Origin of the sequence: Microbacterium californiense (assembly GCF_047246625.1) — a bacterium.
Lineage (GTDB): Bacteria > Actinomycetota > Actinomycetes > Actinomycetales > Microbacteriaceae > Microbacterium.
In genome coordinates this window covers 208,079-228,657 of the sequence record NZ_JBFOKQ010000001.1, presented here as the reverse complement: position 1 = coordinate 228,657, position 20,579 = coordinate 208,079, and the positions used below count along the sequence as shown (strand labels likewise).

19 protein-coding genes are annotated in these 20,579 nt (G+C 71.2%); 13 read left to right on the top strand and 6 right to left on the bottom strand.

Annotation, left to right across the window (positions count from 1 at the left end; translation table 11 throughout):
- The first annotated feature begins 5 nt into the window (after positions 1-5).
- The 3 genes from AB3M82_RS01120 to AB3M82_RS01110 all read left to right on the top strand — a co-directional run bounded on the left by AB3M82_RS01120 (position 6) and on the right by AB3M82_RS01110 (position 3,899).
- Entirely contained in the window at positions 6-1,703 is a 1,698-nt protein-coding gene (locus tag AB3M82_RS01120) for a long-chain-fatty-acid--CoA ligase (protein ID WP_412955020.1), read from the top strand.
- A gap of 51 nt (positions 1,704-1,754) precedes the next feature.
- Complete coding sequence (locus tag AB3M82_RS01115) at positions 1,755-2,948, top strand: NAD(P)/FAD-dependent oxidoreductase (protein ID WP_412955018.1); 1,194 nt, start codon at positions 1,755-1,757, stop codon at positions 2,946-2,948.
- Between the two features lie 111 nt (positions 2,949-3,059).
- Complete coding sequence (locus AB3M82_RS01110) at positions 3,060-3,899, top strand: transposase (RefSeq protein WP_412955016.1); 840 nt, start codon at positions 3,060-3,062, stop codon at positions 3,897-3,899.
- Between the two features lie 39 nt (positions 3,900-3,938).
- Here AB3M82_RS01110 and AB3M82_RS01105 read toward each other — a convergent pair whose 3' ends face one another.
- The 4 genes from AB3M82_RS01105 to AB3M82_RS01090 form a co-directional block, all read right to left on the bottom strand.
- Positions 3,939-5,603 carry an MDR family MFS transporter gene (locus AB3M82_RS01105; RefSeq protein WP_412955013.1) on the bottom strand — a complete coding sequence of 555 codons (1,665 nt, stop codon included), beginning with the start codon at positions 5,601-5,603 and terminating at the stop codon, positions 3,939-3,941.
- Positions 5,604-6,209, bottom strand: a complete 606-nt coding sequence (locus tag AB3M82_RS01100) for a TetR/AcrR family transcriptional regulator (RefSeq protein ID WP_412955011.1) — start codon at positions 6,207-6,209, stop codon at positions 5,604-5,606.
- A gap of 117 nt (positions 6,210-6,326) precedes the next feature.
- On the bottom strand, positions 6,327-6,641 hold the full coding sequence (locus AB3M82_RS01095) for a DUF7882 family protein (RefSeq protein ID WP_412955008.1): 315 nt from the start codon (positions 6,639-6,641) through the stop codon (positions 6,327-6,329).
- Between the two features lie 215 nt (positions 6,642-6,856).
- Positions 6,857-7,783: a helix-turn-helix transcriptional regulator gene (locus AB3M82_RS01090; RefSeq protein ID WP_412955006.1), complete on the bottom strand. Its 927-nt coding sequence runs from the start codon at positions 7,781-7,783 to the stop codon at positions 6,857-6,859.
- Between the two features lie 164 nt (positions 7,784-7,947).
- Here AB3M82_RS01090 and AB3M82_RS01085 point away from each other — a divergent pair, with 164 nt between their 5' ends.
- On the top strand, positions 7,948-8,943 hold the full coding sequence (locus tag AB3M82_RS01085; RefSeq protein ID WP_412955004.1) for a YihY/virulence factor BrkB family protein: 996 nt from the start codon (positions 7,948-7,950) through the stop codon (positions 8,941-8,943).
- A 41-nt stretch (positions 8,944-8,984) separates the two neighbouring features.
- Positions 8,985-9,884 (top strand): alpha/beta fold hydrolase, encoded by a 900-nt coding sequence (locus AB3M82_RS01080; protein ID WP_412955002.1) that lies wholly within the window; start codon positions 8,985-8,987, stop codon positions 9,882-9,884.
- Here AB3M82_RS01080 and AB3M82_RS01075 read toward each other — a convergent pair.
- A complete protein-coding gene (locus tag AB3M82_RS01075) occupies positions 9,844-10,329 on the bottom strand; it encodes an Lrp/AsnC family transcriptional regulator (RefSeq protein WP_412955000.1) in 486 nt (161 codons plus the stop codon). The genes AB3M82_RS01080 and AB3M82_RS01075 overlap by 41 nt on opposite strands.
- 172 nt (positions 10,330-10,501) lie before the next feature.
- Between AB3M82_RS01075 and pdhA the strand changes: the two genes are divergently transcribed.
- From pdhA to AB3M82_RS01060, 3 genes are read left to right on the top strand one after another with little or no spacing between them, the layout of a single operon-like run.
- A complete protein-coding gene (pdhA, locus tag AB3M82_RS01070; RefSeq protein ID WP_412954997.1) occupies positions 10,502-11,617 on the top strand; it encodes a pyruvate dehydrogenase (acetyl-transferring) E1 component subunit alpha in 1,116 nt (371 codons plus the stop codon).
- Positions 11,618-11,627: 10 nt separating this feature from the next.
- On the top strand, positions 11,628-12,629 hold the full coding sequence (locus AB3M82_RS01065) for an alpha-ketoacid dehydrogenase subunit beta (protein ID WP_412957979.1): 1,002 nt from the start codon (positions 11,628-11,630) through the stop codon (positions 12,627-12,629).
- Positions 12,626-13,969, top strand: a complete 1,344-nt coding sequence (locus tag AB3M82_RS01060; protein ID WP_412954995.1) for a dihydrolipoamide acetyltransferase family protein — start codon at positions 12,626-12,628, stop codon at positions 13,967-13,969. Before AB3M82_RS01065 ends, AB3M82_RS01060 begins: the two co-directional genes overlap by 4 nt.
- Here the strand turns inward: AB3M82_RS01060 and AB3M82_RS01055 are convergent.
- The gene (locus AB3M82_RS01055; RefSeq protein WP_412954993.1) at positions 13,962-14,555 is read right to left on the bottom strand and encodes a TetR/AcrR family transcriptional regulator; all 594 of its coding nucleotides are present in this window, start codon (positions 14,553-14,555) and stop codon (positions 13,962-13,964) included. The genes AB3M82_RS01060 and AB3M82_RS01055 overlap by 8 nt on opposite strands.
- A 106-nt stretch (positions 14,556-14,661) precedes the next feature.
- On the opposite strand from AB3M82_RS01055, the gene AB3M82_RS01050 reads away from it, so the two are divergent.
- The 5 genes from AB3M82_RS01050 to AB3M82_RS01030 are packed head-to-tail and all read left to right on the top strand — an operon-like array spanning position 14,662 to position 20,578.
- A complete protein-coding gene (locus AB3M82_RS01050) occupies positions 14,662-16,215 on the top strand; it encodes a carboxyl transferase domain-containing protein (protein ID WP_412954991.1) in 1,554 nt (517 codons plus the stop codon).
- Positions 16,216-16,220: 5 nt separating this feature from the next.
- A complete protein-coding gene (locus AB3M82_RS01045) occupies positions 16,221-18,125 on the top strand; it encodes an acetyl/propionyl/methylcrotonyl-CoA carboxylase subunit alpha (RefSeq protein ID WP_412954988.1) in 1,905 nt (634 codons plus the stop codon).
- Positions 18,122-19,273: an acyl-CoA dehydrogenase family protein gene (locus AB3M82_RS01040; protein ID WP_412954985.1), complete on the top strand. Its 1,152-nt coding sequence runs from the start codon at positions 18,122-18,124 to the stop codon at positions 19,271-19,273. Before AB3M82_RS01045 ends, AB3M82_RS01040 begins: the two co-directional genes overlap by 4 nt.
- Positions 19,274-19,283: 10 nt before the next feature.
- A complete protein-coding gene (locus AB3M82_RS01035; protein WP_412954982.1) occupies positions 19,284-19,772 on the top strand; it encodes a MaoC family dehydratase in 489 nt (162 codons plus the stop codon).
- 11 nt (positions 19,773-19,783) lie between these two features.
- Complete coding sequence (locus AB3M82_RS01030; protein ID WP_412954979.1) at positions 19,784-20,578, top strand: HpcH/HpaI aldolase/citrate lyase family protein; 795 nt, start codon at positions 19,784-19,786, stop codon at positions 20,576-20,578.
- Position 20,579 lies beyond the last annotated feature (1 nt).

The following is a 20,579-nucleotide window of genomic DNA, read 5'->3' as shown; positions in this document are numbered from 1 at the left end:
GGACCATGCCCGCCACCCCGTTCGCATCCCGCCCCTGGCTCGCGTCGTACGCCGAAGACGTCCCCGCCGAGATCCCGGCGCCGACGCAGACGCTTCCGGAGATGATGGCCGCCAGCATCCGGCGGTTCGGGCGCCGCCCCGCCCTCGAGTTCTTCGGCGAGGTGACGTCGTACCGGGAGCTGGGGGAGCAGATCGAGCGCGCCGCCGAAGGACTCCGCCGTCTGGGTGTCGAGAAGGGGGACCGCGTCGCGCTGATCCTCCCCAACTGCCCGCAGCACGTCGTGGCCTTCTACGCCGCGCTCCGCCTCGGGGCGATCGTGGTCGAGCACAATCCGCTCTACACGGCTCGCGAGCTGCGGCACCAGTTCGAGGACCACGGCGCGCGCTTCGCGATCGTCTGGGACAAGGTGTACGACACCGTCGCCGGATTCCCCGCCGATCTCGCCGTGCAGCACATCGTGAGCGTCGACATGACGCGGGCGATGCCGTTCGGCACGCGGATGCTGCTGCGCCTGCCACTTCCCCAGGCGCGGGCGTCGCGGGCGAAGCTGACGCGGGCCCCCGGGGCACGGCATCCCCTCACCTGGGAGAAGCTGCTCGACCACCGGCGTCTGTCACGTCGCGTCACGGGACCGACCACGGGGGACATCGCGCTCCTCCAGTACACGAGCGGGACCACGGGCACCCCCAAGGGCGCGATCCTGACCCACGCGAACCTGCGCGCCAACGCCCTGCAGGGACAGGCCTGGGTCCCGGGGTTGAAGGACGGAAGGGAGACCTTCTACGGGGTGCTGCCGCTGTTCCACGCCTACGGCATGACGCTCTGCCTCACCTTCGCCATGAGCATCGGCGCGAAGCTGGTGCTGTTCCCGACCTTCGACCTCGCTCTGGTGACGGCAGCCGCTCGGAAGAGCCCGCCGACGTTCCTCCCCGCGGTGCCGCCGATCTACGATCAGCTCGCTCGGGCGGCGTCGCGCGGCACGATCGACCTGTCGACGGTGCGCTTCGCCATCTCGGGGGCGATGAGCCTGCCGGTCTCCACCGTGCGACGGTGGGAGGAGACCACGGGCGGGCTCCTCGTCGAGGGCTACGGGATGACCGAGAGCTCGCCGGTCGCCCTGGGAAACCCCATGGGACGATCGCGGCGGCCGGGGACGGTCGGGGTCCCGTTCCCGAGCACGGAGATCCGCGTGGTCGACCCCGACGATCCCTCCGTCGACCGCGCCATGGGGGAGCGGGGAGAGTTGCTGGTCCGCGGCCCGCAGGTGTTCCAGGGGTACTGGGGTCGCCCGGCCGAGACGGCGGCCGCATTGGTCGGCGAGGGCTGGCTCCGCACGGGGGACGTCGCCGAGGTGTCCGCGGACGGGTTCGTGACGATCGTCGACCGGCTCAAGGAGCTCATCATCACCGGCGGCTTCAACGTGTCGCCCTCCGAGGTGGAGGACGCGCTCGAGGCGCATCCCGACGTCGTCGCGGCCGCGGTCGTGGGTCTCCCGCGTCCCGGAGGCGGTGAGGACGTCGCGGCGGCGGTCGTCCTCCGCGACGGGGCCGAGCTGGACGCCGCCGCCGTGCGCGACTTCTGCCGCACCCGGCTCACCCCGTACAAGGTGCCGCGGCGCGTCACGGTGGTGGACGACCTGCCGCGCTCGCTCATCGGCAAGGTGCTGCGGCGCGAAGTCCGGGAGCGGATGCTGTCGGAGTGACGGGTGTCAAGGCCGTGTCGGGTGTCGTCGGTCGGCTCTAGAGTCGGCACGGTGAGCACGGCAGACGCGGCGGCGAACGCACCACGAACGAATCACGTCCTCGTCGTCGGGGGCGGCAACGGAGGACTCTCGATCGCCGGTCGGCTGAGGCGCGCGGGCGCCGATGTCGCGGTGGTCGATCCGAACGAGACCCACTACTACAAGCCGCTGTTCTCGCACATCGCCGGCGGGACCGCGCACCCGCGCGAGGCCGCCCGTCCGCAACGGGAGGTCTTCCCCAAGGACGTGGTCTGGATCCGCGATGCGGTCACGGGGGTCGCCCCCGAGGCGAACGAGGTGCGGCTGGCGTCGGGCGGGGTCGTAGGATACGACCATCTCGTGCTCGCTCCCGGCATCCGCAACGACTGGGACGCGGTCCCGGGGCTCGAGACGGCGATCCGCACACCGCACGTCGCGTCGAACTACGAGTTCGACCTCGCGGTGAAGAGCTCCCGCCTCCTGCGCGAGGTGCGCGAGGGAACGGTGGTGTTCGTCCAGGCGGAGGGTCCGGCATCGTGCGCGGGCGCGGCGCAGAAGCCGATGTACCAGGCGTGCGCGTACTGGCGGGCCGCCGGGGTGCTCGACCGTATCCGGGTCGTCCTGCTCGTGCCGGAGCCGACCGTCTACGGCATCCCCGAGATCGACGCGGAGCTGGAGCGGAAGATCGAGGAGTACGGCATCGAGCTGCACACGGATGCGCCGCTGCGCTCGGTCGACGCCGACCGGCGCACCGTCTCGTTCGGCGCCGGAGAGGAGATCACCTACGATCTGCTGATGGTCGAGCCGCCGCAGACGGCGCCCGCCTGGATCGCCGAGAGCGGTCTGGCGGATGCGAACGGATACGTGGACGTCGACCCCCGCACGCTGCGTTCGTCCACCCATCCCACGATCTGGTCGCTCGGCGACGCGGCGGGCACGTGGAACTCCAAGTCCGGCGGGGCGCTGCGGAAGCAGTCGAAGGTGCTGGCGCGCAACCTCGCCGCGGTCCTCGCCGGCGACATCCCCCGGGCGATGTACGACGGGTACGGCGTCTGCCCGTTCACCGTCTCGAGGAACACCGCGGTCTTCGCCGAGTTCGACGATCAGGGGCGCCTTCAGCCGACCCTGTGGCGGAGCTCCTACAAGGAGAGCCGCCGCAACTGGATCATCGACCGGCACGTCTTCCCGAAGCTGTACTGGAACCTGATCCTGCAGGGGCGCGCCTGAGTTCGCACCCGTCCGCGCGCTTGCGGCCGTCGCGGTCCTGGTCGTACGGTTCGACGGTGAGGGCGGAACACGGACCGGCCGGGGCCGACACCACCGGCGCGCGAGGCAGCGATGAGCGATGAGGTGTCCGCCGCGGCGGCGGAGTTGTACGCGTCTCCGCTCCGCGACTTCATATCCCGCCGGAACGCGCGGGCGAAGGAAGCGGGGGACCGGGCCGTCGCCGACGCCATCCGCGCGCTGCGCAAGCCCTCGGTCGCGGCGTGGATCGTCAACGTGTTCGCCGTCGAGCGAGCCGGGGAGCTGTCTGAGGCGCTGGAGCTCGCCGCCGAACTGCGCGAGGCGCAGGACGATCTCGACGCCCCGGCGCTCGCGAAGCTCGGACGGGAGCGTCGGGCTCTCACCCGGCGGCTGGCCGAGCAGGCCGGGCAGCTGGCGCGCGACCGCGGCGAGAAGGTGACCGCCGGAACGCTCGACGCCGTGCAGCAGACGATCAGCGCGGCGTTCTTCGATCGGGACGCGGCGGTGGCCGTCGCGTCCGGTCGGCTGGTGCGCGAACTGGAGCCGGGGAGCGGTCTCGGATTCGATCTCGACGAGATCGTGGCCGCCGGCGCTCCGCCGGAGGAGGTCGCCGCTCCGCCCGACGAAGTGGGGGCACGGCGGAAGAGACGCCAGGCCGAACGCGCCGTGCACCAGGCGGAACAGGAGGTCGCGCAGGCGGAGCGGAAACACGCGGATGCCGAACGGGCCGTCGAGGAGTCGCACCGCCGCCTCGGGGAGTGGCAGACGACGGTGGCCGACCTCGAGAAGGAGCTCGCCCGTGCACGCGGCGAGCTGGAGAAGGCCCAGCGACGGATTCCCGGTGAGGAGGCCGAGGAGAAGTCGTCGGCGACCGAGGTCGCCCGGGCCCGGCGGGGCCTGGAGAGCGCCCGGGCGACGCTCGACGCTCTGTGAGGGCGAGGCGGACCTCCCTCGCGAGCGCCGAGCGCGCGGCTAACGGGGTGCGCCGCCGTCGGTCCCGGCCGACCGGATGCTCCCTCGGGTACGTCCGCCGGCCGTCGTCGCGCGCAGCTGCGCCTCCCGTTCCTCGGCCTCTGTGCCGCTGATCGCCTCGCCGCGGGCGACCAGACCGGCCTGGTCCGACAGCGGGATCTGCTTGAGGAACAGGGACAGCACGAGCGCGAGTACGACGAACGGCACCAGATACCAGAACACGGGAGCGAGAGCGTCGGCGTAGGCGGTGACGATCCCGTCCCGCACCTCGTCGGGGAGCCCGCCGAGGGTGGCGGGATCGATGGTCGCGGCCGCCTGGGACGCGGCATCCTCCGAGGCCCCGGCGCCGGTGAACACGCCGACCAGGTTCTCCGTGAGCCGGGTCGTGAACAGCGTGCCGAAGACGGCGGTGCCGAGGGAGGCCCCGACCTCGCGGAAGTAGTTGTTGGTGCTCGTCGCCGTGCCGATCTCGCCCGCCGGCACCGCGTTCTGCACCACCAGGACGACCACCTGCATGATGAGTCCGAGACCCGCGCCGAAGACGAACAGGAACACGCAGATCAGCCAGATGGGGGTGGACGCCGTGAGCGTCGTCATGGCCACCATCGCGATGCCGGTGACGATCGTGCCCGCGATGGGGTAGACCTTGTACTTCCCGGTCTTCGAGATCGCGATGCCCGACGCGATGGACGTGCCCATCAGGCCCACCATCATCGGGATCATGAGCAGCCCGGATGCCGCGGCCGAGGTCCCGGAGGACATCTGCAGGAATGTCGGCACGAAGCCGATGGCGGCGAACATGCCCACGCCGAGCACGAGGCCGATCGCGGTGGCGTTGACGAAGATCGGGTTCCGGAAGAGGCTGAGCGGGATGATCGGGTCCTGCACGCGCGACTCGGTGACGGTGAACGCGGTCGCGGCCAGCACGAGGCCGGCTCCCCAGGCCCAGGTGGCGAGCGAGGACCACCCGAAGTCCTTGTCGCCGCCGAAGTCCGTGAAGAAGATCAGGCAGGTCGTGGCGATGGAGAGGAAGAGCACCCCGAACACGTCGATGGGCTTCTCGGCCTTCTTGCTCGGCAGCTTCAGCGCGACGAGCGCGATGATGAAGGCCGCGATGCCGACCGGGATGTTGATGTAGAAGGCCCACTGCCACGTCATGTGGTCGACGAAGAACCCTCCGAGCAGCGGTCCCGCCACCGCGGAGAGCCCGAAGACGGCACCGAGCGGACCCATGTACTTGCCGCGCTCGTTCGCCGGGACGATGTCGGCGATGATCGCCTGCGACAGGATCATGAGGCCTCCGCCGCCCAGTCCCTGCAAAGCGCGGAAGACGACGAACATCCAGAAGTCCGTCGCGAAGGCGCACCCCACCGAGGCGAGGGTGAAGAGGGCGATCGCGACGAGGAAGAGGCTGCGTCGGCCGAGCACGTCGCCGAACTTGCCGTAGATCGGCATGACGATGGTCGTCGCCAGCAGATAGGCCGTGGTGATCCAGACCTGGTGCTCGACGCCGCCGAGTTCACCGACGATCGTCGGCATGGCGGTCGAGACGATCGTCTGGTCGAGGCTGGACAGCAGCATCCCCGCGATCAGCGCCCCGAAGATGATCCAGATGCGTCGTCGGGTGAGCAGGAACGGTGCGTCCCGGGTGGCGGTGTCGGTCATTCACTCGTCTTTCTGTGCGAGGGCGAATTCGGCCCGCGCGAGGGCGAGCCTTCGGGTCACGAGCTCGCCGAACGGCTCAGGGGACGCGGAGTGCAAGATCTGGTCGACCGCCATGCGGACGAGAGCGCCGACGGTGTGGACGACGACCTCGGCCCGCTCGACCGCCTCCGCGCCCTCGCGCCGCGTGATCAGTGCCACGTCGCGCCGCTCGTTCTCGGCGAGCCGCTCGAAGGCGCCCCGCAGCAGGCGCGGCTCCTGCTCGATCACGGCGAACAGCGCGGGTGCGTCGGACAGCGGGTCCAGCAGCTCCCACCGCCGGATCATCGTGGACACGAAGTCGTCGAGCAGAGTTCCGCGCATGGCGACGAAGTCGTCGTCGAGCGCGACGAGACGCGGGTCGAGCTCGGTGAACCCGAAGACCGCGTTCTCCTTGCTCTCGAAGTAGTTGAAGAAGGTCCGTCGAGAGACTCCGGCCTCGGCGCACACCTCGTCCACGGTGAACCCGGTGAAGCCGCGCTCGACGGTCAGGCGCCGCGCAGTGTCCGTCAGGGCGCGGATCGTGTCCCGCTTGCGGGCCTCGCGTGCGGAGGGTGCACTATCGTCCATAAAGTGTAACAATGCACTATCAACCTAAGAGTGCACTGTGAGCCCGCCCCGCTCGCACCGCCCCCGACGACGAAGAGGCCCAGCCGTCGGGCTGGACCTCTTCGGGGAAGGTGCGGACTACTCGCCGGCCTCGGCCAGATGCTCTTCGACCAGGGTGATGCCGCCGCTCGAGTTCGCCGAGTGGGCGAGCTCCTCGATCCACGCCCGGCTCAGCTCGGGCGACGACGGTTCCTGGAACACGAAACGGAGGGGGATCGACGGGTGCAGCCAGATCGTCGAGCGGCCGACGGGCTCGCCGTCGGGGTGTCGCCAGGACAGCGTGAAGCTCTCGTTGCGACGGAGCTTCGTGGCGATGACGACCTTCAGGTGCGCGAGCGCGCGATCCTCGATCTGGATGGGTTCGGCGGTGTCGCCGTAGTAGAGGCTTCCCATGGCTCTGAGACCGTTCTTCCGGGGGAGGGCCGACGCAGTGCCGGCCGGTGGTCACGGGGGTATCTCTTCGACTGGCTCGAGGACTGGTCGGACGATGAGATGTGGCGGCGCGACGCGCGTCGACCGCTCTGCTTCGGACTCTACGGGGCCGCGTCAACGACGCCCGTCGGTACCCCCCGACGCGCCGGATGCGCGAACGAAGTGTGCGCGAAATGTCATCGACGCGGTCGTCCGGCAGTGGTCGAGGGACTCACCCCGTACGCTTCGCGATACGCTGCCGCGAACCGCGACGGGTGGCTGAAGCCCCACCGACGTGCGATCGCGGCGATCGGCTCGCCGTCCCCGCTGCGGAGGTCGCGATGCGCGCCCTCCAGCCGGGCGCGCCGGAGGTACTCCGCCGGTGTCGCGTCCATGGTGCGTCGGAAGGCGTACTGCAGGCCGCGCGTCGAGATGAACGCGGCAGCCGCGACGTCGTCGACGGTGATGGGCCGGTGCGCGTTCTCGGCGATGAACGAGAGCGCGCGGCGCACGGAGGTCGGCGCTGCTCGTCGCTGCGGGGTGTCGGATGCCGTTGCGAGGACGCTCGTGGCGAAGGCGGTGAGCGTGACGGCGAGGGCGTGGCGCTCGAGCTCGCGCTGAAGGATCTCGCTGTCGGAGGCCGCGCCCAGCGAGGCTTCCAGGTAGGCGAACATGCGCTCCCAGGTGCGGCCGGCGGCCTCGTTCAGCGGGGCGAGGCGCGACGTCCGGAGAACCAGGTGGTCGTCGCCGACGACCTGGCGGACACGTTCCTGCGCCGCCGCGCGGTCGAAGACGAGAGCGCGCACGCGCGCACCGCGCTTCCACTTCGCCTCGACACGGGCGGCGTCGGTGAGCCAGGGCAGGCGGGCGTCGAGTGCGTCACGCCCGGAGAACACCTCGGCGTCCGCGGCTTCGACGCGGCAGGCGAGGAAGTGGTCCTCCGGCTCGGCGACGGAATGCACCTGGGCGGCCAGGTCGTAGCGCACGAAGGACACGTCGCCCAGCTGCGCGGACGTCCAGTCGAAGGAGAATCGGGCCGGCTCGACGCGTTGCAGCGCCGCGGACGGAACGTACTGCTTCCAGGTCTCCTCGACGCGCTCGACATCCCGTGACGTGAAGTGCACCCGACGTTCCTCTCTGAACCCAGCCGATATTCTGGCGTTCTTTCCGACAGTACCCGACGCTGCTGACCGTGATCGTCAGGAATAGCCCACCGCCCTCCCGAGGGTCAACCCCCCTCGCGAACGGGGCGGGCTCTGCCAGACTCGAGGCGAGTGGGCGGAGCAGCATGACAGAGGACGAGACCACATCGCCGCGCGATCTCGGCTCGCGCTCCTGGAAGTTCGTCACGCGCACAGTGGGGCGGAAGTTCGCCGCAGACTTCGCCGCCGACATCGCCGCCGGGCTCACCTTCCACGGCGTGCTCGCCCTGATCCCCGCGCTTCTGGTGGCCGTCTCGATCGTCAGCCTGCTCGGCTCCGAGTCCGAGGTCGTGGGGTTCGCGCTCACGGTGATCCGCTCCGTGTCCACGGAGCAGACCGCCGACGCGGTCGGGGGCGTGATCGACGAGCTCACCGACTCGTCCATCGCCGGCTTCGCCCTCGTCTTCGGCGTCGCACTCACCATCTGGGCGGTGGCGCGCTACATCGCCGCCTTCGGCCGGGGGATGAACCGCGTGTACGAGGTGGAGGAGGGCCGCTCGCCCTGGGCGCTCAAGACGATGCAGATCCTCGTGGCCGTCGTGCTGCTCATCGCGGCGGCGTTCGCGGGCGTGGTGCTGGTGGCATCGGGGCCGGTCGCGAAAGCCATCGGGGAGGCCCTCTCGCTCGGCGACACCGTGCTGGTGGTCTGGCGCATCCTCCGCTGGCCGATCCTGCTCGGCATCGTGATCGCCTGCATCGCCTTCGTGTACGACCGCGCATCGAACGTGCGGCATCCGCGCTTCCGCTGGCTCAGCTGGGGAGCCGTGGTCGCCATCGTGCTGCTCGCCGCAGCATCCGCGCTGTTCGGCCTCTACGTCACCAACATCGCCGACTACGAGCGGGTGTACGGCTCCCTCGCCGGGGCGATCATCTTCCTGCTGTGGATGTGGATCGCCAACCTCTCGCTCATGCTGGGAGTCGAGTTCGACGCCGCCGTCGAGCGTGCGCGGGAGCTGCGCGCCGGGGAGCCGGCCGAGGCCAGGGCGCGTCTTCCGCTCCGCGATCGGTCGCGGATCGTCCGCAAGCAGGCGCGACGCAGCGCGGAGATCCAGGAGGCGCGCGGGCTGCGCAGGCGACCCTGATCCGTCGCGGGGGAGAGGCCGGGCCCTCGTAGACTCGGGGGATGACCATGCCCTCGCCCTACGCCCACCGACTCGACGCGCTCCCCGTCGAGCGCCGGGAGGTCGAGGTCCGCGGTGGAACGACGGCGTACTGGGTGTACGGGCCGTCGGAGGCGCGCACCACCGTCGTCGCCGTCCACGGGTTCCGCGGCGAGCACCACGGACTCGAGCCCGTGCTCGCCTTCCTGCCCGAGGTGCGGGTCATCGCCCCGGACCTGCCCGGCTTCGGGGAGACGGCTCCGCTGCCCGAGCGCCGGCACGATCTCGACGCATACGCCGCCTGGCTCGGCGAGTTCGTGGATGCCGTGGCCCCGGGGGCGATCGTGCTGGGACACTCGTTCGGATCGATCGTCGCCTCGGCCGCCGTGGCGCGCGGGCTCCGCACCCCGCGCCTGATCCTGATCAACCCGATCGGCGCGCCCGCTCTGGAAGGACCGAAGGGCGTCATGACACGGCTCGCCGTGTTCTACTACGCGATGGGTGCCCGCCTCCCCGCCCGCATGGGCACGGCCCTGCTGCGGAACCGGCTGATCGTGCGGGTCATGAGCATCACGATGGCCAAGACGCGCGATCCGCAGCTGCGGCGGTTCATCCACGACCAGCACGACACCTACTTCTCCCGGTTCTCGGACCGCGACGTTCTTCGTGACGCCTTCGTGACGAGCGTGTCGCACGACGTCCGGCAGTTCGCTCGGGACATCGACGTGCCGACGCTGCTCATCGCGGCCGATCGGGACGACATCACGCCGATCGAGGCGGAGCGCGCGCTCGCCCGCCTGTTCCCGCACGCGGAACTCGTCGAGATCGCGGAGGTCGGTCATCTGATCCACTACGAGACGCCGGCCGAGGCCGCCGGTGCGATCAGGCGGTTCCTCCGGATTCCCGTCGAGCGAGGCCGATGAGGCCGGCGACCCGGAACGGGATGACCTCGCCCATGGCGAGCGACGTCTCGGTGCGCTCCACGCCCTCGATCGACAGGATGCGCGCGTCGGTGTCGAACAGGTGACGTGCGTCGCGGCAGGCGACGCGGGCCAGGATGTCGATCGAGCCGCTCAATCCGTGGGCCTGGACGACCTCGGGGATCCGCGACAGCTCGTTGATGATGCGCGGCAGCTCGGTCTGACGCACGCCGATGCTCACGAACGCCTGCAGCGGGAAGCCGAGCACGTCCGGCGCGAACGAGCGTTCGTACGACAGGAACACGCCGGTCTGCTCGAGACGGGCCATGCGCGTCTGGATCGTGTTGCGCGACAGGCCGAGGCTCTCCGCCAGCGCGACGATCGTGATGCGGGGATCGTCGGCGAGCGCGGCGAGGAGCTCGAGGTCGATCCGGTCCAGTCCTGGCATAGTGCCAAACGTTAGCAGGGTCGAGACCGTCCGCGCTTGGCAACATGCTCAAGGCGCCGAGCATTGCTTGAGCGAGGTGTGCACCGGACGTACGCTCAGGGCAGGCCGACATCGATGTCGGCCCCCGCGCACAGGGGCCTCACGAGGGCACCTGAGACCGAGGAGGACGACGATGTCACCCCAGACCACTCCGATCGCCGACGCCGACCAGGATCTCGAGCTCGCCGAGCGCCTTCTCGCCCCGGACGGCACGCGCGTCGCCCACCCGCTGCTCGACCCCTACGTCGCCGACGTCGACGCCGGGACGCTGCGGGCGCTGCACCGCGACATGGTCGTGCTCCGCCGGATCGACGCCGAGGGCGTCGCGCTGCAGCGTCAGGGCCAGCTGGGCCTCTGGGCGCCCTGCCAGGGTCAGGAGGCCACCCAGATCGGCACGGCGCGGGCGCTCGATCCCCGCGACTACGTCTTCCCGAGCTACCGCGAGACCGGCGTCATCTACGCCCGCGGCGCGCGCCCGGCCGACTACGTGCGCATGTGGCGTGGCGAGGAGGGGGCGGCCTACGACCCGGCGGCCCTGCGCGTCGCGCCGCTGCAGATCATCATCGGCGCTCAGACGCTGCACGCGGTCGGGTACGCGCTCGGCATCCGCCACGAGGGCGCCGACGAGGTGGCCGTGACCTACTTCGGCGACGGCGCGACCAGCCAGGGGGACGTGAACGAGGCGATGATCTTCGCGGCCTCCTACGGCGCGCCCGTCGTCTTCGTCTGCCAGAACAACCACTGGGCCATCTCGGAGCCGGTGGCGGTGCAGTCGCAGTATCCGATCGCCGGCAGGGCGCCGGGGTTCGGCATCCCCAGCCTGCGCGTCGACGGCAACGACGTCCTGGCGTGCCTGGCGGCGATGCGCTGGGCTCTGGAGCACGCGCGGTCCGGACGCGGCCCGGCCTACATCGAAGCCGTCACCTATCGGATGGGGCCGCACACGACGGCGGACGACCCGACACGCTACCGCCCGGAGGGCGAGCTCGAGTACTGGCGCCGCCGCGACCCGATCGCCCGCCTCGACGCCCACCTGCGGGCGCGCGGGGAGCTCGACGACGCACAGATGGCGGAGACCCAGGCGGTGGCGGATGCGGTGGCCCGGGAGATGCGCGCGGAGTGCCTCGGCATGGTCACCCGGCCGCCCCTCGCCGTGTTCGACGGCGTGTACGCCGAGCCGCACACCGGACTGGAGAGGCAGCGCGACGAGTACGCCGCCTACCTCGCATCGTTCGAGAGCGAGGCGTGACGTGGTCGAGATGACGCTCGGCAAGGCGCTCGGCGCCGGCCTTCGACAGGCACTGCGCGACGACGAGAAGGTCGTGCTGCTCGGGGAGGACATCGGGAGGCTCGGCGGCGTCTTCCGCATCACGGACGGGCTGCTCGACGAGTTCGGGGCGACGCGGGTGATCGACACGCCGCTCGCGGAGTCCGGCATCGTCGGGATGGCGGTCGGGCTCGCCTTCCGCGGATACCGACCGGTGGTCGAGATCCAGTTCGACGGCTTCGTCTATCCGGCCTTCGACCAGATCGTGTCGCAGGTGGCCAAGCTGCACTACCGCACGCAGGGGCGGATCCGGATGCCGATCACCATCCGCATCCCCTGGGCGGGCGGCATCGGAGCCGCGGAGCACCATTCCGAGTCCCCGGAGGCCTACTTCGTGCACACGGCGGGTCTGCGCGTGGTCGCCGTCGCCGATCCCCAGGACGCCTACCGCTGCCTGCGCCAGGCGATCGCGTCGGACGATCCGGTCATCTTCTTCGAGCCGAAGCGGCTCTACCACCAGAAGGGCGAGGTCGACCTGGAGGCGCCGCTGGCCGATGCCTCGCCGCTCGGCCTGGCGAATGTGGTGCGGGCGGGCACGGACGCCACGGTCATCGCCTACGGCGCGATGGTCGGGACCGCTCTCCAGGCCGCGGATGCCGCGGAGGACGAGGGCGTGTCGCTCGAGGTCGTCGACCTGCGCTCGCTGTCGCCGGTGGACTACGACACCGTGGCGGCGTCGGTGCGAAAGACGGGACGGGTCGTCGTGGCCCACGAAGCCTCCCGGGAGGCGGGCGTCGCGGCCGAGGTGATCGCGAGCATCACGGAGCTGTGCTTCGAGTACCTGGAGTCCGCGCCGCTGCGCGTGACGGGCCACGACGTGCCGTATCCGCCCGCCAAGCTCGAGAAGCACCACCTCCCGGACCTCGACCGGATCCTCGACGCGGTCGACCGCGTGATGGATCGACCGCACTCGCTCGCGGAGATGGGCGCATGATCGCGGAGTTCCGCCTGCCCGACCTCGGGGAAGGCCTCACCGAGGCCGAGGTCGTGCAGTGGCTCGTCGCTCCGGGCGACGAGGTCGCGCTCAACCAGACGCTCGCCGAGGTCGAGACGGCGAAGGCCGTCGTCGAGCTGCCGTCGCCCTACGAGGGGACCGTCTCGACGCTGCATGCCGAGGCCGGGGAGACGGTCGCCGTCGGGTCGCCGCTGATCGCCTTCGATGTGGCGGGGGAGGAGCCGACGGCCGCACCTGCTGCCGCGGAGAAGGCTCAGCCGAACCTCGTGGGCTACGGCGCGGCTCCGACGAGCGGTGCGCGCGCCGCCCGCCGCGCGCGTCGTGCGCGGCCGAACGCACCGACCGTGGATGCCGCCGTGCTGCAAGCGGCTCCGCATGACGCGGCCCCGGCGGCGACGCTCGATCCCGTCGTCGAGCGACCCCGCTCCACGCCCCCGGTGCGTGCGCATGCCAAGCGCCTGGGGGTCGATCTGGTGCTCGTGGCGGCCGAGGTCGGCGACCGCCCGATCACGCGGCGTGACGTCGACGACTACGTCGCGAGGGGCGGACGGCCCGTGCGGGAACCCGAGACCGTGCCCGCTCCGACTCCGGCGGTGGCGGATCTCCTGTCGGGGGAGCGTCGCGAGACGCGCATCCCGATCCGAGGCGTGCGCAAGCACACCGCCGCGGCCATGGTCCAGAGCGCCTTCACCGCCCCGCACGTCACGGTGTTCCACTCGGTCGACGTCACGGCCACCATGGAGTTCCTGGCGTCGCTGCGGGAGGACCGCGCGTACGCGGACCTGCGCATCGGGCCCCTCGCCGTCGTCGCGAAGGCCGTCTGCCTGGCGCTCGGACGCGCACCCGGGTTGAACGCCCGATGGGACGAGGAGGCCGGCGAGATCGTGCAGTACGGTTACGTCGACCTCGGCATCGCCGCGGCGACGGAGCGCGGACTCATCGTGCCGAACCTCCGGGACGCGGAGCGCATGACCCTCGTCGAGCTCAGCGCCGGCATCCGGGCTCTGGCGGAGACGGCGCGCTCCGGCCGCACCTCCCCGGCGGAGCTGGCAGGAGGGACCTTCTCGATCTCGAACATCGGCGTGTTCGGCGTGGACGCGGGCACACCCATCCTGCCGCCGGGGCAGTCCGGCATCCTCGCCGTGGGTGCCGTGCGTCGCCAGCCGTGGGAGCACCAGGGCGGGATCGCCCTCCGCGACGTCATGACCCTGAGCCTGTCGTTCGATCACCGCCTCGTCGATGGCGCCGAGGGGGCACGCTTCCTCAAGGACGTCGCTGACGTGCTCGAGGAGCCCGGTCGCGCGATGCTGCTCAGATGACGGCGCGGAGCGCGGCGTAGGCCATCGCCGCGAGCACGTCGGCCGTCGCGGCGTGCCGCCGGACCGCGGCACGGGTGCTGTGGGGCGTCGAGTTGATGAGCCCGAAGCAGGCCTGCACGCGCAGGCGCAGCTCATCGGCGTCCGCGGGCTGCAGCGGTTCGAGCGCACGCATCCACAGCTCGATGTAGGCGCGCTGGAGGCGGCGCACCTCGGACCGGTCGCCCGGGGAGAGATGGACGACCTCCCTGTCCTGCACCCGGATGACCTCGGCGTGGGTCAGAGCGAACTCGACATGGAAGCGGATGAGCGCCAGCATCCGTCCTTCCTCGGACTCCTGGGTCTCGGCGACGGCGGTGCCGCCGGCGACGAGGTCGTCGCTGACCTTCACCAGCACGGCTCCGAGCAGCGCCTGCTTTCCGGCGAAGTGGCGGTAGACGGCGGGTCCGGAGACGCCGACCGCGGCGCCGATGTCCTCCAGGCTGACGCCGTTGTAGCCGCGCTCGGAGAACAGCAGGGCCGCCTCGTGGAGGAGCGCGTCGCTGCGCTCGGCTTTGGCGCGATCGCGGGCGGTGACCGGGGTTGTCATTTCAGTTAATCCTCGCTAACCTGAATCATCGGGTTAGTGCACACTAACCGAAAGAGCGCGCGTCGCGCCAGCGTCGGCGCGGACGTGGGTCGAGGAGGACATCACGATGCCCGCAACCCAGGAATTCCTCGCCGCCGAGCTGCGCGAACGACTGGCGGTCGCCGCCCAGGGCGGACCGGCCTCGTCCCGGGAGCGGCACGTCGCCCGCGGCAAGCTGCTCCCGCGCGAGCGCGTCGACCGCCTGCTCGACGAGGGGAGTCCCTTCCTCGAGATCTCGCCTCTCGCCGCCGACGGGCTGTACGACGACGAAGTGCCGGGCGCCGGGGTGATCGCCGGCATCGGCCTCGTGCACGGCCGCCACGTCATGGTCGTGTGCAACGACGCCACGGTGAAGGGCGGCACCTACCTGCCCCTCACCGTGAAGAAGCATCTGCGCGCACAGGAGATCGCCCTCGAGAACCGCCTCCCGTGCCTCTACCTGGTCGACTCGGGCGGGGCGTTCCTCCCGCGGCAGGACGAGGTGTTCCCGGACCGCGACCACTTCGGGCGCATCTTCTTCAACCAGGCGCGGATGTCGGCCGCCGGCATCCCGCAGCTCGCCGCCGTCCTGGGTTCCTGCACCGCGGGCGGCGCGTACGTCCCCGCCATGAGCGACGAGACCGTGATCGTGCGCGGCCAGGGGACGATCTTCCTCGGCGGGCCGCCGCTGGTGAAGGCGGCCATCGGAGAGGTCGTGAGCGCCGAAGAGCTGGGCGGAGGAGAGATGCACGCCCGCCGCAGCGGCGTCGTCGATCACCTGGCGGAGGACGACGAGCATGCGCTCGAGATCCTCCGCGACATCGTCCTCACGCTGCCCCCACCGCCGGCACCGGCCTGGGAGGTCCACGCGAGCACGGCCCCCGCGGAGACCGGCTCGCTCCACGACGTGGTCCCGGTCGACGTCAATGCGGCGTACGACGTGCGCGAGGTCGTCGAGCGGCTCGTCGACGGCGGAACCTTCCGCGAGTTCAAGGCCGAGTACGGCACCACGCTCGTCACGGGGTTCGCGCGTCTGCACGGACACCCGGTCGGCGTCGTCGCGAACAACGGCGTGCTGTTCAGCGAGTCCGCGCTGAAGGGCGCCCACTTCGTCGAGCTGTGCGATCAGCGAGGCATCCCGCTGCTGTTCCTCCAGAACATCACGGGTTTCATGGTCGGCTCGGATGCCGAGGCGGGAGGCATCGCCAAGGACGGGGCCAAGATGGTCACCGCCGTCGCGACCACGCGCGTTCCCAAGCTGACGGTGATCATCGGCGGATCGTTCGGAGCCGGGAACTACTCGATGTGCGGTCGCGCCTATTCGCCGCGATTCCTGTGGACCTGGCCGGCGAGTCGCATCTCGGTGATGGGTGGCCGCCAGGCCGCGTCGGTTCTCGCCACGGTGAAGGAGGATCAGCTCGCGGCGCGCGGGGAGTCCTGGAGCCCGGACGAGCGCGCCGCGTTCGAGGAGCCGATCCGCGCGCAGTACGAGGACCAGGGCGAGCCCTACTACGCCACCGCCCGGCTGTGGGACGACGGGATCGTCGACCCGGACCGCACGCGCGACCTCCTCGGTCTGGCGCTCGACGTCGTCGCCCGCACCCCTCTTCCCGAGCCCGGCTTCGGCCTCTTCCGGATGTGACGGACATGACGACACAGCTCTTCGCGACCGTGCTCGTGGCCAACCGCGGCGAGATCGCTCGTCGCATCATCCGCACCCTGCGAGCGCTCGGCATCCGCAGCGTGGCGGTCTACAGCGATGCGGATGCCGGCGCACCCCACGTGCGGGAGGCCGACGATGCGATCCGCATCGGAGGCGCACCGGCCGCCGAGTCGTATCTCGACGTGGCGGCGGTCGTCGCCGCCGCCGTCGCGTCCGGAGCGCAGGCGGTGCATCCCGGATACGGCTTCCTGTCGGAGAGCGTGCGCCTCGCCGAGGCCTGTGCCGAGAACGGGATCGTGTTCGTCGGGCCGGGGCGGGAGGCCCTCGACATCATGGGTGACAAGGCGCGAGCACGCGCGCACGTGGAGTCCCACGGCGTCCCGGTCGTGCCCGGATTCGACGCGTCCGGGCTCGACGAGGCGGGGATCGCCGCCGCCGCGTCCGAGGTCGGGTTCCCCCTGCTCGTCAAGCCCAGCGCGGGTGGCGGCGGGAAGGGGATGGAGGTCGTCGAAGACCCGGCGCATCTCGCCGGAGCGCTGTCGTCCGCCCGCCGGGTCGCTGCGGCGGCCTTCGGCGACGACGCCCTGGTGCTGGAGCGCCTGATCCGCCGCCCCCGGCATATCGAGGTGCAGGTCTTCGGCGACGCGGAGGGGACGGTCATCGCCCTCGGCGAGCGCGAATGCACGCTCCAGCGGCGCCATCAGAAGGTCATCGAGGAGGCACCCTCCGCCGGGCTCCCGTCGAACACCCGGGAGCGTCTCCTCTCGGCGGCGGTGCGGGCGGCCGAGAGCGTGGCCTATGTCGGCGCCGGCACGGTGGAGTTCCTCGTGGATGCCGACGCTCCGGAGGAGATCTTCTTCATCGAGATGAACACCCGGCTGCAGGTGGAGCACCCCGTCACGGAGGCCGTGACGGGACTCGACCTCGTCGAGCTGCAGCTTCGCGTGGCCGCCGGTCTGCCCGTCGCCGCGACTCCTCCGACGCGGGGGCACGCCGTCGAGGCGCGCGTCTACGCCGAGTCGCCCGAGCGCGGATTCCTTCCGTCGACGGGGACGATCCTGCTCTTCGAGGCGCCTGCCGGCGTGCGCGTCGACGCGGCGGTGGAGACGGGATCCGAGGTCACGGCGTTCTACGACCCGATGATCGCGAAGGTGATCGCGCATGCCGACAGCCGGCGCGAGGCGCTCGACAAGCTCGAGACGGCGCTCGGGCGGATGGTCGTGCTCGGAGTCGAGACCAACATCGCCTTCCTCCGGCGGCTCTGCCGCGACGAGCGGGTGCGCGCCGGAGACCTCGACACGTCCCTCATCCAGAGCCTGCTGCCGATCGGGTCCGAGCCCCCCAGCGAGGCAATGCTCGCCGCGGCCCGGGCCGCCGTCCCGGGGGAGGCTCTCCCGGACCGTGCGGGCGGGGTCTGGGCGGCGGTTCCGGGGTGGCGGCTCGGTGGGGGCATCGCTCCTCATTCGCGGCAGCGCTTCCTCACCGACGACGGCGACGTCGTCGAGACGCACGAGCCGGGTCGACGCGCGCTTCCCGCCCTGCGAGACGCGGACGGCGCGATCTGGGTGAGCGAGCAGGGACGGGGCGTCCGGCTCCGTCCGCTGACCCGCGGCCAGGTCGCCCGCCGCCGGATCGCCGAGCGCGCACGGGTCGGCGATCCGCACGAGCGGGGCGGCCTCGCCCCCATGCCCGGAGCCGTGGTCGCCGTGCACGTCGCCGACGGCGATGTCGTGCAGGCGGGCGCGCCCCTGGTCTCGATCGAGGCCATGAAGATGGAGCACGCCGTCGTGGCTCCGCACGACGGGGTCGTGCACCTGCTGGTCGGCGTGGGGGATCAGGTGCGACGCGATCAGCCGGTCGCGCGCGTGGAGACGGAGGAGGAGCGATGATGGACGATCTCACCGAGGAGGAGCAGGAGCTCGCCGCGATGACGCGGGAGTTCGCGGAGACGGTGGTGGCGCCGAGGTCGTACGACGCGGACCGGACTCATACGCTCCCCATGGACGTGGTGGCGCAGATGGGCGAGCTCGGATTGTTCGGGTTGCCCTTCCCGGAGGAGCACGGCGGACAGGGCGGCGACTACTTCGCCCTCGGGATCGCGATCGAGGCGCTCGCCCGGGTGGATCAGTCGATCGCGATCACCCTGGAAGCGGGGGTGAGCCTCGGGGCCATGCCGGTGCACCGGTTCGGGAGCGCCGCGCAGAAGGAGGCCCTGCTTCCGGACCTCCTCGCCGGACGGGCCCTCGCCGGGTTCGGTCTGACCGAGCCCGAGGCGGGCAGCGATGCCGGCGCCACCCGCACGACCGCGCGTCTGGACGGCGACGAGTGGGTCATCGACGGCTCCAAGCAGTTCATCACCAACTCCGGCACGCCCATCACGCGGTTCGTCACCGTCACGGCGGTCACGGGCACGGAGGGCGGGCGGAAGGAGATCTCGACGATCATCGTGCCCAACGGCACGCCCGGGTTCACCGTGGAGCCGCCGTACGACAAGGTCGGGTGGAACGCGTCCGACACGCATCCGCTCGTCTTCGACGGCGCGCGCGTCCCCGCGGAGAACCTCCTCGGGGAGCGCGGCGCGGGCTTCCGGAACTTCCTCAGCATCCTCGACGAGGGACGGATCGCGATCGCCGCGCTCGCGACCGGTGCGGCCGAGGGGTGCCTGGAGGCCGCGGTCGACTACGCCCGGAGCCGCACGATCTTCGGGAGCGCCCTGAGCACACGCCAGAACGCACAGTTCACGCTCGCGCGCATGCGCGCCCGCGTGCACACGGCCCGACTCGCCTGGCACCACGCTGCGCGCCTGCGGGACAGCGGCCGTCCGTTCGCCGAGCAGGCGGCGATCGCGAAGCTCGTCTCCGGCGAGGCGGCGATGGACAACGCGCGCGACGCCACGCAGATCTTCGGCGGCAACGGCTTCATGAACGAGTTCCCCGTCGCACGGCACTACCGGGACTCCAAGATCCTGGAGATCGGCGAGGGGACCACCGAGGTCCAGCTCCTCGTCATCGCACGTGCTCTCGGACTGGGCGGGTAGCGTGGCAGGCATGAGCGAGCAGGAGATCGTGCAGCGCGGGCTCTACTTCGAGGAGTTCGCAGAGGGCGCCCGTTACCTGCATCGCCCGGGTCGCACGGCGACCGAGTCCGACAACGTGCTCTTCACCACGCTGACGATGAACACCCAGGCGCTGCATCTCGACGCCGCCTTCGCCGCCGCGCAGGAGCCGTACCGAGCCCGACTGATGAACTCGATGTGGACGCTCTCGACGATGGTCGGCGCATCCGTCGCCCAGCTCACCCAGGGCACGCTGGTCGCCCAGCTGGGCCTGGGGGACATCGCCTTCCGACATCCGCTGTTCGCCGGCGACACGCTGTACACCGAGAGCACGGTCCTCGAGAAGCGGTTGTCGTCGTCCCGGCCCGGCCAGGGGATCGTGCGGATCGGCCACACCGGGCGGAATCAGGACGGAACGGTGGTCGCGACGGCCACGCGAACGGTGCTGGTGCACTGCCAGGAGAAGGCGGGGAACGCGTGAGGGACTTCCGGATGGGACCCGCGCTGCTGTTCTGCCCCGCGGATCGCCCCGAGCGCTTCACGAAGGCGTCCGACCGGTCGGATGCCGTCATCCTCGACCTCGAGGACGCGGTGCGGGCGGAGGCGAAGGCCACGGCCCGGGAGGCGGTGCTCGCCTCCGACCTCGACCCGACCCGCGTCATCGTGCGCGTCAACGCTGCGGGGACAGAGGACTTCCGGCACGACCTCGCCATGCTCGCGCGGTCGCCGTTCCGCACCGTGATGGTCGCGAAGAGCGAGGACCCGGCCGGCTTCGCCGCGTTCGACGACGACTTCTCGCTCATCGCGCTCTGCGAGACCGCGCGCGGTGTGCAGGCGGCCGACCGCATCGCGGCGCACCCGCAGGTTGTGGCGATGATGTGGGGCGCGGAGGATCTCGTGGCCTCGCTCGGGGGCACCTCGAGCCGCCGCGACGACGGCGCCTACCGCGACATCGCGCGGTACGCCCGTGCCCGGGTGCTGCTCGAGGCGGGCGCACGCGGAGTCGCGGCGATCGACGCCGTGCACATCGACCTGGAGGACGAGGATGGGCTGGAGCGCGAAGCGCGGGATGCCGCAGCCTCCGGGTTCCGGGCCACCGCGTGCATCCATCCTCGTCAGGTCGAGGTCGTCCGGCGGGCCTACCGTCCCGCGACCGAGAGCGTCGACTGGGCCCGGCGCGTGCTCGAGGCCGCCCGTTCCGAGCGCGGCGTCTTCCGCTTCGAGGGGCGCATGATCGACGAGCCGGTGCTGCGCCACGCCCGATCGGTCATCGACCGGGCCGACTGAC